The organism is Pseudomonas sp. 11/12A (assembly GCF_000800055.1).
GTDB classification, from domain to species: Bacteria; Pseudomonadota; Gammaproteobacteria; order Pseudomonadales; family Pseudomonadaceae; genus Aquipseudomonas; species Aquipseudomonas mohnii.
Map to the genome: position 1 here is coordinate 4,263,262 of NZ_JUGV01000001.1, position 14,178 is coordinate 4,277,439.

Consider the following 14,178-nt stretch of genomic DNA (forward strand, 5'->3'; position numbering starts at 1 on the left):
CAAGCGCATCACGCCCGTCGGATGCGCTGGTCGATATCAGTCCAGCCCCCGAGCAAACCTCGCAGTTGGCCGTCCGAACTGTAAAACGGCACCGTCCATTGATAGATGTCCCTGAGGCCATTCATGAACAGCAATTGCCGCTCACTGAAGTGCGACTTGCGAGTCGCCAGTTGAGCCATGAACTCGGTATGCAGCAGTTCAGCGGTCGCTTTGGGCAACACATCGAGTTCAATCAGTTGGCGGCCCTGCATTTGATCGAAACGGGTCGACAACCTCTCCTCATAGCTTTTATTGCACATGATCAAACGCCCTTGCAGATCCCGGACGAAAATCGGATCAGGCATGGCGTCAATCAACGCGTGCTGGAACGCGAGCTGATCACTGAGGCTTTTCTCAGCCTGTGCCCGTTGCTGGACCAACGCTGCCAACCGGCGATTCCAGAGTAAGGACAGCAGCCCGAAGAGGCCGGCGATAACGACTCCCCAGCAGCCCCACTCGGCAATCCGTTGACCGACGGTGCGTACTGGCGTTGGTGTTATCCCATTGAACCATTTCTGGCGAATGGCACGTAATTCGGCGGGAGGAAACGCCTCAAGCGCCTTGTTGAGGATGCTCAGCAACTGCGGCTGACCTTGACGCACTGCCAGGTAGTCCGGGTCCCACTTGCCCTCGACGATATGGCCCGCCTGAAGCAATCCCGAGGGAAAAAGCTGAGCGCCGATCTCGTTTTCGATAGTTGCATGGGCCAGCCCGCTTTCGACCCAGGCGCGGGCCTCGGCGCTGGTCTTGACAGAGCGCAGCTCAATGGCTGGATATTCGCGCCGAATCAATGCCTCCAGGGCGTGGCGGGTCGGCAACACCAACACTCTTTTTGCCAACTGGTGCAGCGATTGCACTGGTGGCTCCCCGGCCCGACCGACGAACACCCAGCCAGCACCACCAAACGCATAGCTGAAGTCCAGAAACGCTTTGCGCTCATCATTCATCGAGAGCGTGGTGCTCATGTCCGCAGCCCCCCTCTCCAGACTTCCCAGCATCTGATCGATCGAAAAGGACTCGGCATGAACAAACTGCAAACCGGTCATGGCACTGATGCGATCAAGCAAATCCCTGTTCAAGCCACTCCAATGGCCATGCTCATCCTTGAACAGGTACAGCGGGTACTCCAGTGATGCGACGATGACGCGCGGATGCTCGGTAATCCATTTCAGCTCTTGAGCGTCCAGCCTGATCGTCTTCACGGGCTCAGGAGCCACCGAATGTGAGGCCAGCCCCCATTGGGAGAAAACCAGGGCGCCGAGCAACAACAGCCAGCATGGGACTGACCTTGACCTTCTGAAAAACAGCATTGCCACTTCCTTGATGATCAGCTCGCCCGTCCTTCATGGGCGACTCTTCCCGGCAAGTGTGGCATGCAGAAACAAGAAAGCCCGTCAGGAGACGGGCTTCAATTTGTGACAGCTTTTGCCGTTACAAAGGCTTGCCACGGTTGCCATGCTGACTGACAAAGGCCTGTACGGCTTTCAAGTCATTCGGCAACACGGTGCACCGCTCATCTCGCTCAAACAAATCAGAAAGATGTGCGGGGAGTTCGAGTGCTTTTCCTACACCGGCTTTTTCCACGGCGTCCGGGAATTTGACCGGGTGGGCGGTGCCCAGGATCACCATTGGAATATCCAGGCTACGACGGCATTCCCGCGCGGCCTTCACGCCGATGGCGGTGTGCGGATCCAGCACTTCACCGGTCTGCTCATAGACTTCGGCGATGGTTTCGCAGGTTTGTGCATCATCCACTGCCAGCGAATCGAACAGTTTGCGTGCTTCGGTCCAGCGCTCCTGCTCGACGCTGAAACCGCCACCTTGCTTGAAGCTGTCCATCAACCCGGCGATCGCCGCGCCGTTGCGACCGTGCAGGTCGAACAGCAGTCGCTCGAAGTTCGAGGACACCATGATGTCCATGGAAGGCGACAGGGTGGCGTGCAGGGTTTCCTTGACGTACTGATTGCCGCTCATGAAGCGGTGCAGGATGTCGTTGCGGTTGGTGGCGACGATCAACTGGTTGATCGGCAGGCCCATGTTGCGCGCCAGGTAGCCGGCAAAAATGTCGCCGAAGTTGCCGGTCGGGACCGAGAACGACACCGAACGCGCCGGGCCACCCAATTGAAGCGCCGCGTAGAAGTAGTAAACGATCTGGGCCATGATCCGCGCCCAGTTGATCGAGTTCACGGCCACCAGGCGAGTGCCCTTGAGGAAGCCCTGGTCGGCGAAGCTCGCCTTGACCATTTCCTGGCAGTCATCGAAGTTGCCTTCGATCGCGATGTTGTGGATGTTCTCGCCGAAGATGGTGGTCATCTGCCGACGCTGCACTTCCGATACGCGATTGTGCGGGTGCAGGATGAAGATATCGACGTTTTCGCAGTGCTTGCAGCCTTCGATGGCGGCCGAACCGGTATCACCGGAAGTCGCACCGACGATCACCACGCGCTCGCCACGCTTTTCCAGCACGTAGTCGAGCAGGCGGCCGAGCAGTTGCAGGGCGAAGTCCTTGAACGCCAGGGTAGGGCCGTGGAACAGCTCCAGCACCCACTCATTGCCATTCAACTGACGCAGCGGTGCAACGGCGCTGTGGGCAAATACGCCGTAGGTCTCTTCAAGAATCTTTTTGAAATCGGCGTCCGGAATGCTGCCGGTGACGAACGGGCGCATGACCCGGAACGCCAGCTCGTGATAGGGCAGGCCGGCCCAGGAAGCGATCTCTTCCTGGGTGAAACGTGGCAGGTTTTCCGGGACGTACAGACCGCCATCGGTGGCCAGACCGGCCAGCAGGACGTCTTCGAAATTCAGGGCCGGTGCCTGGCCGCGGGTACTGATGTAGCGCATAAGGGCAAACCTTTGGTTTGGAGCTTCAGCTTCAAGCTTCGAGCTGCAAGTCAAAAGCGGATTGGCTCTTGCTTGCAGCTTGCGGCTTGTGGCTTGCAGCTGCTGTTAGTTCAGATGTTCGACGCGGATCCGTACGACAGGACCCACAACGCCAGCCAAGGCTTCCAGGGCGGTGATCGCGTCGTTGATGTGCTGCTCCAGCACACGGTGGGTCAGCAGGATCATCGGCACCAGGCCGTCGTGTTCTTCGACTTCCTTCTGCATGATCGATTCGATGTTGATACCGCGTTCCGACAGGATGCTCGCGACTTGCGCCAGCACGCCCGGATGGTCCTTGGCCTGAATGCGCAGGTAGTAGGCGCTTTCGCAGGCTTCGATCGGCAGGATCGGGTGCGCCGACAGCGAATCCGGCTGGAAGGCCAGGTGCGGCACGCGGTTTTCCGGATCGGAAGTCATGGCGCGAACGACATCCACCAGGTCGGCAATGACCGACGAAGCCGTCGGTTCCATGCCGGCGCCGGCACCGTAGAACAGGGTCGAGCCGGCAGCATCACCGTTGACCATGACCGCGTTCATCACGCCGTTGACGTTGGCGATCAACCGATCGGCCGGGATCAGCGTCGGGTGTACGCGCAGCTCAATACCGGCCGCGGTGCTGCGCGCCACGCCCAGGTGCTTGATGCGATAGCCCAGCGCTTCGGCATAGTTCACGTCAGCGGTGGTCAGCTTGGTGATGCCTTCGGTGTAGGCCTTGTCGAATTGCAGCGGGATACCGAAGGCGATGGACGCCAGGATCGTCAGCTTGTGCGCCGCGTCGATGCCTTCAACGTCGAAGGTCGGATCCGCTTCGGCATAACCCAGAGCTTGCGCCTCGGCCAGCACGTCTTCGAAGGTGCGACCCTTTTCGCGCATCTCGGTCAGGATAAAGTTACCGGTGCCGTTGATGATCCCGGCCACCCAGTTGATACGGTTGGCCGACAGGCCTTCGCGAATCGCCTTGATCACCGGGATGCCACCCGCCACGGCCGCTTCGAACGCAACGATCACGCCCTTTTCGCGAGCCTTGGCGAAAATTTCGTTACCGTGAACGGCGATAAGCGCCTTGTTCGCGGTGACCACATGCTTGCCATTCTCGATGGCCTTGAGTACCAGCTCACGGGCAACGGTGTAGCCGCCCATCAGCTCTATAACGATGTCGATCTCAGGGTTCGTGGCCACTTCGAAGACATCGTTGGTAATCGCAATACCGGTCGTTTGGAACTGAGGCTTTGGCGTGCGCATGGCAATTTGTGCCACTTCGATTCCACGCCCGGCACGACGAGCAATTTCCTCGGCGTTGCGCTGAAGTACGTTGAAGGTACCGCCACCGACGGTTCCTAACCCACAGATGCCTACTTTGACCGGTTTCACTGTGAACTCCCCATAAAACGGCCGACTCAAGGCCGGCCGTGAAAACAACCGCATGCTCGCGGCTCTCTATTGATGGCCCGGCCAATGCTGCTGCCGGACCATGATCGTCAATGGCTGACCGTGACGATGCGAATTTACTTCGCGCCCAACGCCAGTTTGGCGACTTGTGGCGCAGGCTGGTAGCCCGGAATGACCTGACCGTCGGCCAAAACGATGGCCGGCGTGCCGTTCACACCAATCGACTGGCCGAGGGCGAACTGTTTGGAAACCGGGTTATCGCACTTGGCGGCCTTGATTTCCTTGCCGTCGACCATCTTGTCCATGGCCGCTTTCTTGTCTTTCGAGCACCAAACCGCTTGCAACTGTTCGTCACCCGGCGAGCCCAGGCCCTGGCGCGGGAACGCAACATAACGCACCTCGATGCCGCGCTTGTTCAGCTCAGGCACTTCTGCGTGCAGTTTGTGACAGTACGGGCAGGTCGTGTCGGTGAACACGGTGATGTGCGACTTGGTTTCGCCAATGGCCGGGTAAACCACGGTTTCAGCGACCGGAATCTCATTAATCAACTTGGAGATGCCCAGGCGCTCGGTCTTCTCGGTCAGGTTGACCGGTTTGCCATCCTTGAGCTGGAACAGGTAGCCCTGAACCACGTACTGGCCATCGGCACTGGCATACAGCACGCGGCTGCCCTTCAATTTGACTTCGTACAGGCCCGGCAGCGGGCTGGCGGTGATGCTTTCTACCGGCACTTCGAGCTGGAGGTTTTCCAGGCTTTTACGGATGGCTTTGTCGGCCGCGTCATCGGCGACGGCAAAGGTGCTGACCAACGCAATGGCGGCGGCAGCGAAAATCTGGGTCAGACGCATGAGAACTCCTGAAGGCGGACAAATGGGACGATCAGAACGCCCGTGCCGAAACACCGGGTCATAACCGCCCATCGTGCAAACCGACAAAGCCTACCACATAAGGCAACGGTGTCCGACTCCCGGTGATGCAAGGCTTTGACGACTGCTTTATGTGGGAGCGAGCTGGCTCGCGATAGCGGTCAGTCAGGCGCCATTAATGTTGGAGTTCAGGCCTCATCGCGAGCCAGCTCGCTCCCACAGGACTTTCATTAGCCTCTAGGGTGGTGCTTGGCGTGCAAGTCCTGCAACCGCGCCCGGGCAACATGGGTATAGATCTGGGTGGTCGACAAATCGCTGTGCCCCAGCAGCATCTGCACCACCCGAAGGTCGGCACCGTGGTTGAGCAAGTGCGTGGCGAAAGCATGTCGCAATGTGTGCGGCGACAGCGACTTGCCGATTCCCGCGACTTTCGCCTGATGCTTGATCCGATGCCAGAACGTCTGGCGGGTCATCTGCTCGCCGCGCTGACTGGGGAACAAGACATCGCTGGGACGCCCGCCAAGCAGCTCGCCACGCCCATCGCGCATGTAGCGCTCGACCCAGACAATCGCCTCCTCTCCCATCGGTACCAGTCGCTCCTTGCTGCCTTTGCCCATCACTCGCAAGACGCCCTGGCGCAGATTGACCTGCTCCAGCGTCAGGCTGATCAGTTCCGTTACCCGAAGGCCGCAGGCATAAAGCACTTCCAGCATGGCGCGGTCGCGCTGTCCGATGGCTTCGCTCAAATCAGGCGCCTTCAACAGTGCTTCTACATCGGCCTCCGACAAGGATTTGGGCAGCGGCCTGCCGAGCTGCGGCATATCGATGCGGAGTGTCGGGTCAACAGCGATCAGCTTTTCCCGCAGCAAATAGCGATAGAAGCCACGCACTCCGGAGAGAAATCGTGCGGTTGAACGGGGTTTGTAGTTTTGCTCCACACGCCAGGCCAAATGATCGAGGATCAACTCGCGTCCGGCGCTGACCAACTCCAGCCCCTTTTCCTGCAACCAGCCGTTGAACAGGGCCAGATCACTGCGATAGGCATCGCGGGTGTTATCGGAAAGCCCCTTCTCCAACCATAGTGCGTCGAGGAACTGGTCAATCAATGGATGTTCGATGGCAGGCATGGGCACTCAAAACACACGGCCTTGAAACGGCGCGTAAAAATTCAGGAGGACGGTAGAAACGGTCGCTAGTCTTTCATAGCCAGCCACTGCACGAAACAGGGAGCTTGAATGAGTGGGCAGCAGATTGTGTTGGCATTCTGGCCGGTCCCGTTTTGCACCACTGCGCCTGCGCGCGCATCGCGCAAGGTTCTGTTGCAACCGGACAGTCGAATGGACTCTGCTGACGTTGATTCAGCCCGAGGCAGGGCAGGCTCGACAGCACGGGGATTTGCTCAAGCGTCGCTAAATCACAGGCAACAAAAAAGCAGCCCGTAGGCTGCTTTTTTTCTGCATCGGAAGCTGGACTTAAGCCAGTTTTTCCTTGATGCGAGCTGCTTTACCGGACAGGTCACGCAGGTAGTACAGCTTGGCTTTACGTACGTCACCGCGACGCTTAACGGCCATGCTGTCGATTTGCGGGCTGTAGGTCTGGAAAGTACGCTCTACGCCAACACCGTTGGAGATTTTACGAACGGTGAATGCACTGTTTACGCCGCGGTTACGCTTGGCGATAACAACGCCTTCGAACGCTTGCAGACGCGAACGGTCGCCTTCCTTCACTTTCACCTGAACGACAATGGTGTCGCCCGGGGCAAAGGTAGGGATCTCTTTGGTCATCTGCTCTGCTTCGAGTGCAAGGATGATTTTGTTAGTCATGCTGTGCTCCTAAGGTAAATCGTCGGATCTACCATCGATACGTTGTTAACTATCGTCCCGCTCGCGGATATATTCCTCGAGCAGCTTCTTCTCTTCTCCAGAAAGCGAGCGGCTTTCCAGAAGATCGGCGCGTCGTTCATAGGTCCGACCAAGGGACTGCTGTAAACGCCAACGCCGGATGTGCGCGTGATTGCCACTTAGCAATACGTCGGGAACACGCTGATCCGCATACACCTCCGGTCGGGTGTAGTGCGGGCAATCCAGCAAACCATCCGTAAAGGAATCTTCCTCGGCGGAGTCCGCATGCCCTAAAGCTCCAGGCAGCAGTCGTGTAACCGCATCGATCAGGACCATCGCCGGCAGCTCACCGCCAGACAGTACATAGTCGCCAATCGACCACTCTTCATCGACATGAGCTTCAATAAACCGCTCGTCAATGCCTTCATAGCGGCCGGCAATCAGGATCAATGCATCCAGATTCGCCAACTCGCGTACCGCCGACTGAGTCAGTTGACGGCCTTGGGGCGACAGGTAAATCACCTTCGCGCCCTCCCCGGCGGCGGCTTTGGCTTGAACCAGAGCGTCTTCCAGGGGCTTGATCTTCATCACCATGCCCGGACCACCGCCAAATGGGCGATCATCCACAGTGTGATGTCGATCCGTCGTGTAGTCTCGCGGATTCCAACAGGTGAGCTGCAAGAGCCCCTGTTTCACCGCACGACTGGTGATGCCGTACTCGCTGATGGCGGAGAACATCTCGGGAAACAAACTGATCACTTCTACGCGCAAGTTAGCCACGCTTAGAAATCCGCGTCCCAATCCACCTTCATCTCGCCCGCGGCCAGGTCGACGGCCAACACGCATTGCTCGGTATAGGGCAACAGGCGTTCGCGATCATCCAGGCTGCCAGCGCAAGGCTTGACCACCATTACATCATTCGAGCCGGTCTCGAGCAGGTGATCGATCTTCCCGAACAGTTGTCCGAGGGTGTCGATAACCTTGAGACCTTCCAGCTGGTACCAGTAGTACTCGCCGTCGGTCAGTTCAGGGAACAGGTTGCGCGGCACGCAGATCTCATAACCGGCCAGAAGACGAGCTTCTTCACGATCATCGAGACCCTTGAGCTTTGCGACCAGGAACTTGTCGTTCCCGCGTCCGCTGACCAGCTCTACCTGCTTTACATTGCCGTCACGCTTGAGCGTCCAGGTTTTGTAATCCAGCAGGTTCTTAATCGGATCAGTAAAGGAGTACACCTTCACTTCGCCGCGAACGCCGTGAACCGAGTAAATCTTGCCGATAACGATCAAATCATCAGCAACAGCTGGCGTCGCGTTCATATTGCTCAGGCCGCAGCCTTAGCAGATTCCTTCAACAACTGAGCAACGCGCTCAGAAGGTTGTGCACCAACGCTCAGCCAGTAGGCTACGCGCTCTTGGTTCACGGACAGACGGACTTCTTGACCACGAGCAACCGGGTTGAAGAAACCAACCTGTTCCTTGTGCGAACCGTCGCGCGGGTTGCGGCTGTCGGTTACGGTCAAGTGGTAAAACGGGCGCTTTTTGGAGCCGCCAAGGGCAAGACGGATTGTTAGCATGTGAACATCGTTCCTGTAGTCGGTGCTGCAAATCTAAATGCACAGCGGGCATGGGTGCCCGAAAGGCCGCATATTCTAAGGAATATCCGGACTTTTGCAAATGCCTTTTTCCGGCACCTATCAAAGTGCCATTCAGATCTGCCATAGAGCCGTCGTTAAAAACGGCCGGTCAGCTCCCGCCAAATGCGGGTTTGCTGGAGATCCCGCGTCCTTGCGGGGTCTGCGCCGGTGCGACGACCGGCGCGGATTCTTTACATTTTCGGCATGCCGCCGCCGGGCAACATACCGCCCATGCCGCGCATCATTTTGGCCATCCCGCCTTTCGCCGAGAATTTCTTCATCATCTTCTGCATCTGCTTGTGCTGCTTGATCAAGCGACCGATGTCCTGCACTTGCGTGCCGGAACCCATGGCGATACGACGCTTGCGCGAACCGCTGATCAGCTCAGGGTCACGGCGCTCGGCCGGGGTCATGGAGTTGATGATGGCTTCCATCTGTTTGAATTGCTTCTCTGCCGCGCTCTGGGCGTTGCCCATCTGCGCCAGGTTCACGCCGCCCATGTTCGGCAGCTTGTCCATGAGGCCGCCGAGGCCGCCCATGTTTTTCATCTGTTGCAGCTGATCACGGAAGTCTTCGAGGTCGAAACCCTTGCCCTTCTTCAGCTTCTTGGCCAGCTTGTCGGCCTTGTCCTTGTCGAGGGTCGCCTCTGCCTGTTCGATCAGGCTGAGCACGTCACCCATGCCGAGGATCCGCGAGGCGATACGCTCAGGGTGGAACGGATCGAGCGCTTCGCTCTTCTCGCCCATACCGATGAACTTGATCGGCTTGCCGGTGATGGCGCGCACCGAAAGGGCTGCACCGCCACGGGCGTCACCGTCGACCTTGGTCAGGATCACACCGGTCAACGGCAACGCATCACCGAAGGCCTTGGCCGTGTTGGCGGCATCCTGGCCGGTCATGGCGTCGACCACGAACAGGGTCTCGACCGGGTTGATCGCAGCATGCAGCGCCTTGATCTCGCCCATCATCTCTTCATCGATGTGCAGGCGACCGGCGGTATCGACGATCACCACATCGATGAATTTGAGTTTCGCTTCTTTAATAGCTGCTTGCGCGATCGCGACCGGCTTCTGGCTCAGGTCGGAAGGAAAGAAGGTAACGCCGACTTCGCCCGCGAGCATTTCCAGCTGTTTGATCGCCGCTGGACGGTATACGTCAGCGGACACGACCATGACCGACTTCTTCTTGCGCTCTTTAAGGAAGCGCGCGAGCTTGCCGGCGGTGGTGGTTTTACCAGCGCCCTGCAAACCGGCCATCAGGATCACGGCAGGCGGAACGGCGCTCAGGTTCAGGTCTTCGTTGGCTGCGCCCATCAAGCTTTCGAGTTCGGCCTGGACGATTTTCACGAAGGCCTGGCCCGGCGTCAGGCTGCGCGACACCTCGGTACCGACAGCGCGTTCCTTGACCGAGTTGACGAAGTCTTTGACCACCGGCAAGGCGACGTCGGCTTCGAGCAACGCCATGCGCACTTCACGCAGGGTGTCTTTGATGTTGTCCTCGGTCAGCTTGGCCTTGCCGGTGACATGGCGCAGCGTCTGCGAGAGACGGTCGGTTAAGTTTTCAAACATTGCGCGATCCTTTCAGGCCCTGTGTAGACCGGGATAGTGGCGGCCCGTACCGGACTAAAACGTGTACTCGGCGAGCCTGCGGCGTGGGCAGGTCGCGGATTATAGCGAAGACTGCGTCTGGCGGACACCTCGCACTTTCGTGCTGTGTGGGTTCTATGCCAAACTCATCGGCTTTCGGGCTTGCCTAACAGGACTTATGCTCCCTTTGTCACCCAGCTTGCTAACCACTCTCGCCGCCGCCTGCTTGTATGCCGCTGCGACTTTCTATCAGGGCACTCGCCTGGCCAACGGCGCCAAGGCGAACAAACGGCTGCTCGTCACGCTCGGCGTGCTGGCGGTACTGGCCCATGGCGCCAGCCTGGTCACTCACCTGCTGACGCCAATCGGCCTGGGGCTGGACTTTTTCAGCGCCGCCAGCCTGATTGCCGCGGCCGTCATAGCCCTGACCCTGCTCGCCTGCTCACGCATACCGGTGGAAAACCTGCTGGTGCTGTTGTTCCCACTGGGGGCCGCGACGGCGCTTCTGGCACAGTTTGCGCCCGCCGGTACCGTGCAGATCATTGACGAAGCACCGGGCATCCTCGCTCACATCCTGCTGTCGATCCTCGCCTACGGCATGTTTACCATTGCGGTGTTCCAGGCCTTGCTGTTGCTGATTCAGGACCATCAACTCAAGCACAAACACCCGTCGGGGCTGATCAAGAACTTCCCGCCGCTGCAAACCATGGAAAGCCTGCTGTTCGGCTTTCTCTGGGCCGGCTGGACCCTGCTGTCCCTGTCGCTGATCTCGGGCTGGCTGTTCGTCGAAAACCTGTTCGCCCAGCATCTGGTGCACAAAACCTTGCTGGCCTGCCTGGCCTGGATCGTCTTCAGCGTACTGCTCTGGGGCCGTAATCGCCTCGGCTGGCGCGGACACAAGGCCATTCGCTGGACCCTTGCCGGTTTCTGCCTGCTGATGCTGGCGTATTTCGGCAGCAAGCTGGTTCGTGAATACATCCTGCACATCTGACGGGCGGCATAAATGGACGACTTGCCCATAGGGCCGATGCTCGCAGTAGTGGCCCTGTTGATTTTATGGTCGGGGCTGTTCACCGCCATTGAAGCCGCTCACCAGCACGTACTGGCCAAGCGCATCGCCTCACGTTCAAGCGACAAACCGCTGACCAGGCTGAGCTTTCCGCTCAACAGCCTGATCTTGTGCAACACCCTGTGTCGCACGCTGGTGGTGGTCATCTGTACATTGCTGGCCCTTTTCACCTGGGCCGAAAAGGGGCCGTGGGTCGCGTGCCTCGGCGCGAGCGCCATCTTGCTGGTGTTCGCCGACTACCTGCCACGCGCCCTCGCCACCCGCCATCCGGATGCAATTCTGGCCCTGGGCAACAACCTGCTGCGCATTCCGCTGAAGATCATCTACCCGGCAGCCTGGCTGCTCAACGCCACCAGCCAATTGCTGCTGAGACCGCTCGAGCGCAAAGCCAAAGTGGTGCAACAAAGCGAAGACGAACCACCGAAAGCCCAGTACGACGATCGCGAACCCGCCATCTGCCGCCCGCACTCGCTGCCTGGCATCCATGCGCTGGACAACATCACGGTCAACGACATTCTGGTGCCGCGCAGTGAAGTCGACGGGATCAACCTCGACGATCCGATCGAAGAAATCATCGAGCAACTGCGCCACAACAAGCGCACCCGCCTGCCGGTGTTCCACAGTGATATCAATCAGGTCGAAGCCGTACTCAACACCCGGCAAATCGGCCACCTGCTACCCGACGCGAGCCTGACCCTGGAAGCGCTGCTGGCTGCCAGTCGCGAACCGTACTTCGTGCCTGAAAGCACTCCCTTGCAACTGCAACTGCTGAATTTCCACAAACAGCAACGCCGTCTGGGCATGGTGGTCGACGAGTACGGCGAAGTGCTCGGCATCGTGACCCTGGAAGATATTCTCGAAGAAATCGTCGGCGAGTTCGAAAGCCAGCAAAGCCTGAACAACCCGCACATCCACCCCCAGGCCGATGGCCGCTTGGTGATCGACGGCGCAGCGTCAATTCGCGAACTGAACAAGAGCCTTGGCTGGCACCTGCCAAGCGATGGCCCGAAGACCTTGAACGGCCTGGTGACCGAAGCGCTGGAAACGATTCCCGAGAGCGCGGTATGCCTGAAGATCGGTCGGTACCGACTGGAAATTCTCGAAACCGAGGACAATCGGGTGACTCGGGTACTGATCTGGCAGACTACCCCGATGCCGGTGGTTATCTAGGATTCAGCGCAACTTCCCCACAAAAAACTGCGAAAACCAGGCCACTTGTTAGATCGTTAGCCACCTTCCTATAATCGAGCCGCTTACCCAAGCCTCGCTACACCCGTGCTACCCGCACCCTGCTCCAAACCCACATCCCTGGGTATCAACCATAATAATTCGCTCCACTGGGGCACATGACTGTCAGGGATAACCGCATGACGACCAGCACGACTTACAGCGATTCCACACCCGCGCAACCGACGAACTCCGCCACCCGCGTGGCCACGGCGAGTTTCATCGGCACCGCCATCGAGTTCTACGATTTCTACGTCTATGCCACCGCAGCCGCGCTGGTGATCGGCCCGGTATTCTTTCCGCAAACATCCGGCACGGCGCAGATGCTTTCGGCCTTCCTCACATTCGGCATCGCATTCCTTGCCCGCCCCCTGGGTTCGGCGCTGTTTGGTCACTTCGGCGACCGTATCGGCCGAAAGTCCACTCTGGTGGCTTCCCTGCTCTTGATGGGGGTGTGCACCACGCTGATCGGCGTGCTGCCAGGTTACGACAGCATCGGGGCCTGGGCGCCGATCCTGCTCTGCGTGTTGCGCTTCGGCCAAGGCTTGGGGCTGGGCGGCGAATGGGGCGGCGCGGCCTTGCTGGCCACGGAAAACGCGCCCAAAGGCAAACGCGCGTGGTTCGGCATGTTTCCGCAACTCGGCCCTTCCATCGGGTTTCTGGCGGCGAACGGCCTGTTTCTGACGCTGGCCATGGGCCTGGACGACGAACAGTTCCGCTCCTGGGGCTGGCGAATTCCGTTTCTGCTCAGCGCCGTGCTGGTGATGGTCGGGCTGTATGTGCGCCTCAAGCTCCATGAAACACCGGTGTTCGCCAACGCCGTGGCGCGCCAGGAACGGGTGAAGATCCCGCTGATCGAGCTGTTCAGCCAATACTGGGTGCCGGTTTTGTTGGGCGCCGGCTCGATGGTGGTGTGCTACGCGCTGTTTTATATCTCGACCGTGTTTTCGCTCAGTTATGGTGTGGCGACACTCGGCTACAGCCGCGAAACCTTCCTCGGCCTGCTGTGCTTCGCCGTACTGTTCATGGCCGCCGCCACACCGCTCTCGGCCTGGGCCAGTGACCGCTTCGGGCGCAAACCGGTGCTGATCATCGGTGGCGTGCTGGCCATTCTGTCCGGGTTCTTGATGGAGCCTCTGCTCACCCAGGGTTCGACCTGGGGCGTAGCGCTGTTCCTGTGCATCGAACTGTTTCTGATGGGCGTGACCTTTGCGCCGATGGGCGCGCTGCTGCCGGAACTGTTTCCAACCCACGTGCGCTATACCGGCGCCTCCGCGGCCTACAACCTGGGCGGCATTGTCGGGGCTTCGGCCGCGCCGTTCTTCGCGCAGAAACTGGTGGCGATGGGCGGTTTGAGCTATGTCGGTGGATACGTGTCCGGGGCTGCGGTGTTGAGCTTGATTGCAGTGCTGTGCCTGAAAGAAACGCGCAATAACGATTTGAATCGTATCGACTGACAAACCGCTATCGCCGGCCAGCCAGCGCCCACAGGCTCAGTGTCGTACCACTCTATTGTGATCGACACCGGCCCTTGTGGGAGCTGGCTGGCCAGCGATGGCGCCCACTCTGGCAATACACATCCCCCAATTTTCCCCCTTCCGCTGGCACCTCGCTCTACGCGTAACAGTATATCCCCGCTATACTC

Annotated in this window: 13 protein-coding genes; 3 read left to right on the plus strand and 10 right to left on the minus strand. The window is 59.1% G+C overall.

What is annotated here, in order from left to right; all coding sequences use genetic code 11:
* Positions 1-8 precede the first annotated feature (8 nt).
* The 10 genes from GQ39_RS19595 to ffh all read right to left on the minus strand — a co-directional run bounded on the left by GQ39_RS19595 (position 9) and on the right by ffh (position 10,219).
* The gene (locus tag GQ39_RS19595; RefSeq protein ID WP_047532732.1) at positions 9-1,349 is read right to left on the minus strand and encodes a transporter substrate-binding domain-containing protein; all 1,341 of its coding nucleotides are present in this window, start codon (positions 1,347-1,349) and stop codon (positions 9-11) included.
* 121 nt (positions 1,350-1,470) lie between these two features.
* Positions 1,471-2,880 (minus strand): threonine synthase, encoded by a 1,410-nt coding sequence (gene thrC, locus GQ39_RS19600; RefSeq protein WP_047532735.1) that lies wholly within the window; start codon positions 2,878-2,880, stop codon positions 1,471-1,473.
* A 105-nt stretch (positions 2,881-2,985) separates the two neighbouring features.
* The gene (locus tag GQ39_RS19605) at positions 2,986-4,290 is read right to left on the minus strand and encodes a homoserine dehydrogenase (protein WP_047539052.1); all 1,305 of its coding nucleotides are present in this window, start codon (positions 4,288-4,290) and stop codon (positions 2,986-2,988) included.
* 134 nt (positions 4,291-4,424) lie between these two features.
* A complete protein-coding gene (dsbC, locus tag GQ39_RS19610; protein ID WP_047532736.1) occupies positions 4,425-5,156 on the minus strand; it encodes a bifunctional protein-disulfide isomerase/oxidoreductase DsbC in 732 nt (243 codons plus the stop codon).
* 248 nt (positions 5,157-5,404) lie between these two features.
* A complete protein-coding gene (gene xerD, locus GQ39_RS19615; RefSeq protein ID WP_047532738.1) occupies positions 5,405-6,301 on the minus strand; it encodes a site-specific tyrosine recombinase XerD in 897 nt (298 codons plus the stop codon).
* A 345-nt stretch (positions 6,302-6,646) separates the two neighbouring features.
* Positions 6,647-6,997 (minus strand): 50S ribosomal protein L19, encoded by a 351-nt coding sequence (rplS, locus tag GQ39_RS19620; RefSeq protein ID WP_003175895.1) that lies wholly within the window; start codon positions 6,995-6,997, stop codon positions 6,647-6,649.
* A gap of 45 nt (positions 6,998-7,042) precedes the next feature.
* Complete coding sequence (gene trmD, locus GQ39_RS19625) at positions 7,043-7,795, minus strand: tRNA (guanosine(37)-N1)-methyltransferase TrmD (protein WP_047532757.1); 753 nt, start codon at positions 7,793-7,795, stop codon at positions 7,043-7,045.
* Between the two features lie 2 nt (positions 7,796-7,797).
* Positions 7,798-8,334, minus strand: coding sequence for a ribosome maturation factor RimM (gene rimM / locus GQ39_RS19630; RefSeq protein WP_007972729.1), 537 nt, complete (start codon positions 8,332-8,334; stop codon positions 7,798-7,800).
* Between the two features lie 5 nt (positions 8,335-8,339).
* Positions 8,340-8,591: a 30S ribosomal protein S16 gene (gene rpsP, locus GQ39_RS19635; RefSeq protein ID WP_003198088.1), complete on the minus strand. Its 252-nt coding sequence runs from the start codon at positions 8,589-8,591 to the stop codon at positions 8,340-8,342.
* Between the two features lie 251 nt (positions 8,592-8,842).
* Positions 8,843-10,219: a signal recognition particle protein gene (ffh, locus tag GQ39_RS19640; protein ID WP_008057801.1), complete on the minus strand. Its 1,377-nt coding sequence runs from the start codon at positions 10,217-10,219 to the stop codon at positions 8,843-8,845.
* A gap of 196 nt (positions 10,220-10,415) precedes the next feature.
* On the opposite strand from ffh, the gene GQ39_RS19645 reads away from it, so the two are divergent.
* From GQ39_RS19645 to GQ39_RS19655, 3 genes are all read left to right on the plus strand, one after another.
* Entirely contained in the window at positions 10,416-11,228 is an 813-nt protein-coding gene (locus GQ39_RS19645; RefSeq protein WP_047532765.1) for a cytochrome C assembly family protein, read from the plus strand.
* 12 nt (positions 11,229-11,240) lie between these two features.
* Positions 11,241-12,476, plus strand: coding sequence for a transporter associated domain-containing protein (locus tag GQ39_RS19650; RefSeq protein WP_047532768.1), 1,236 nt, complete (start codon positions 11,241-11,243; stop codon positions 12,474-12,476).
* Between the two features lie 197 nt (positions 12,477-12,673).
* Positions 12,674-13,990, plus strand: a complete 1,317-nt coding sequence (locus tag GQ39_RS19655; protein ID WP_047532771.1) for an MFS transporter — start codon at positions 12,674-12,676, stop codon at positions 13,988-13,990.
* Positions 13,991-14,178: the final 188 nt, after the last annotated feature.

Coding starts and splice junctions, on each gene's coding strand:
- ffh (WP_008057801.1), bottom strand. CDS start 10,219: ATGTTTGAAAACTTAACCGACCGTCTCTCGCAGACGCTGCGCCATGTC.
- rpsP (WP_003198088.1), bottom strand. CDS start 8,591: ATGCTAACAATCCGTCTTGCCCTTGGCGGCTCCAAAAAGCGCCCGTTT.
- GQ39_RS19650 (WP_047532768.1), top strand. CDS start 11,241: ATGGACGACTTGCCCATAGGGCCGATGCTCGCAGTAGTGGCCCTGTTG.
- thrC (WP_047532735.1), bottom strand. CDS start 2,880: ATGCGCTACATCAGTACCCGCGGCCAGGCACCGGCCCTGAATTTCGAA.
- GQ39_RS19655 (WP_047532771.1), top strand. CDS start 12,674: ATGACGACCAGCACGACTTACAGCGATTCCACACCCGCGCAACCGACG.
- xerD (WP_047532738.1), bottom strand. CDS start 6,301: ATGCCTGCCATCGAACATCCATTGATTGACCAGTTCCTCGACGCACTA.
- GQ39_RS19595 (WP_047532732.1), bottom strand. CDS start 1,349: ATGCTGTTTTTCAGAAGGTCAAGGTCAGTCCCATGCTGGCTGTTGTTG.
- rplS (WP_003175895.1), bottom strand. CDS start 6,997: ATGACTAACAAAATCATCCTTGCACTCGAAGCAGAGCAGATGACCAAA.
- dsbC (WP_047532736.1), bottom strand. CDS start 5,156: ATGCGTCTGACCCAGATTTTCGCTGCCGCCGCCATTGCGTTGGTCAGC.
- GQ39_RS19645 (WP_047532765.1), top strand. CDS start 10,416: ATGCTCCCTTTGTCACCCAGCTTGCTAACCACTCTCGCCGCCGCCTGC.
- rimM (WP_007972729.1), bottom strand. CDS start 8,334: ATGAACGCGACGCCAGCTGTTGCTGATGATTTGATCGTTATCGGCAAG.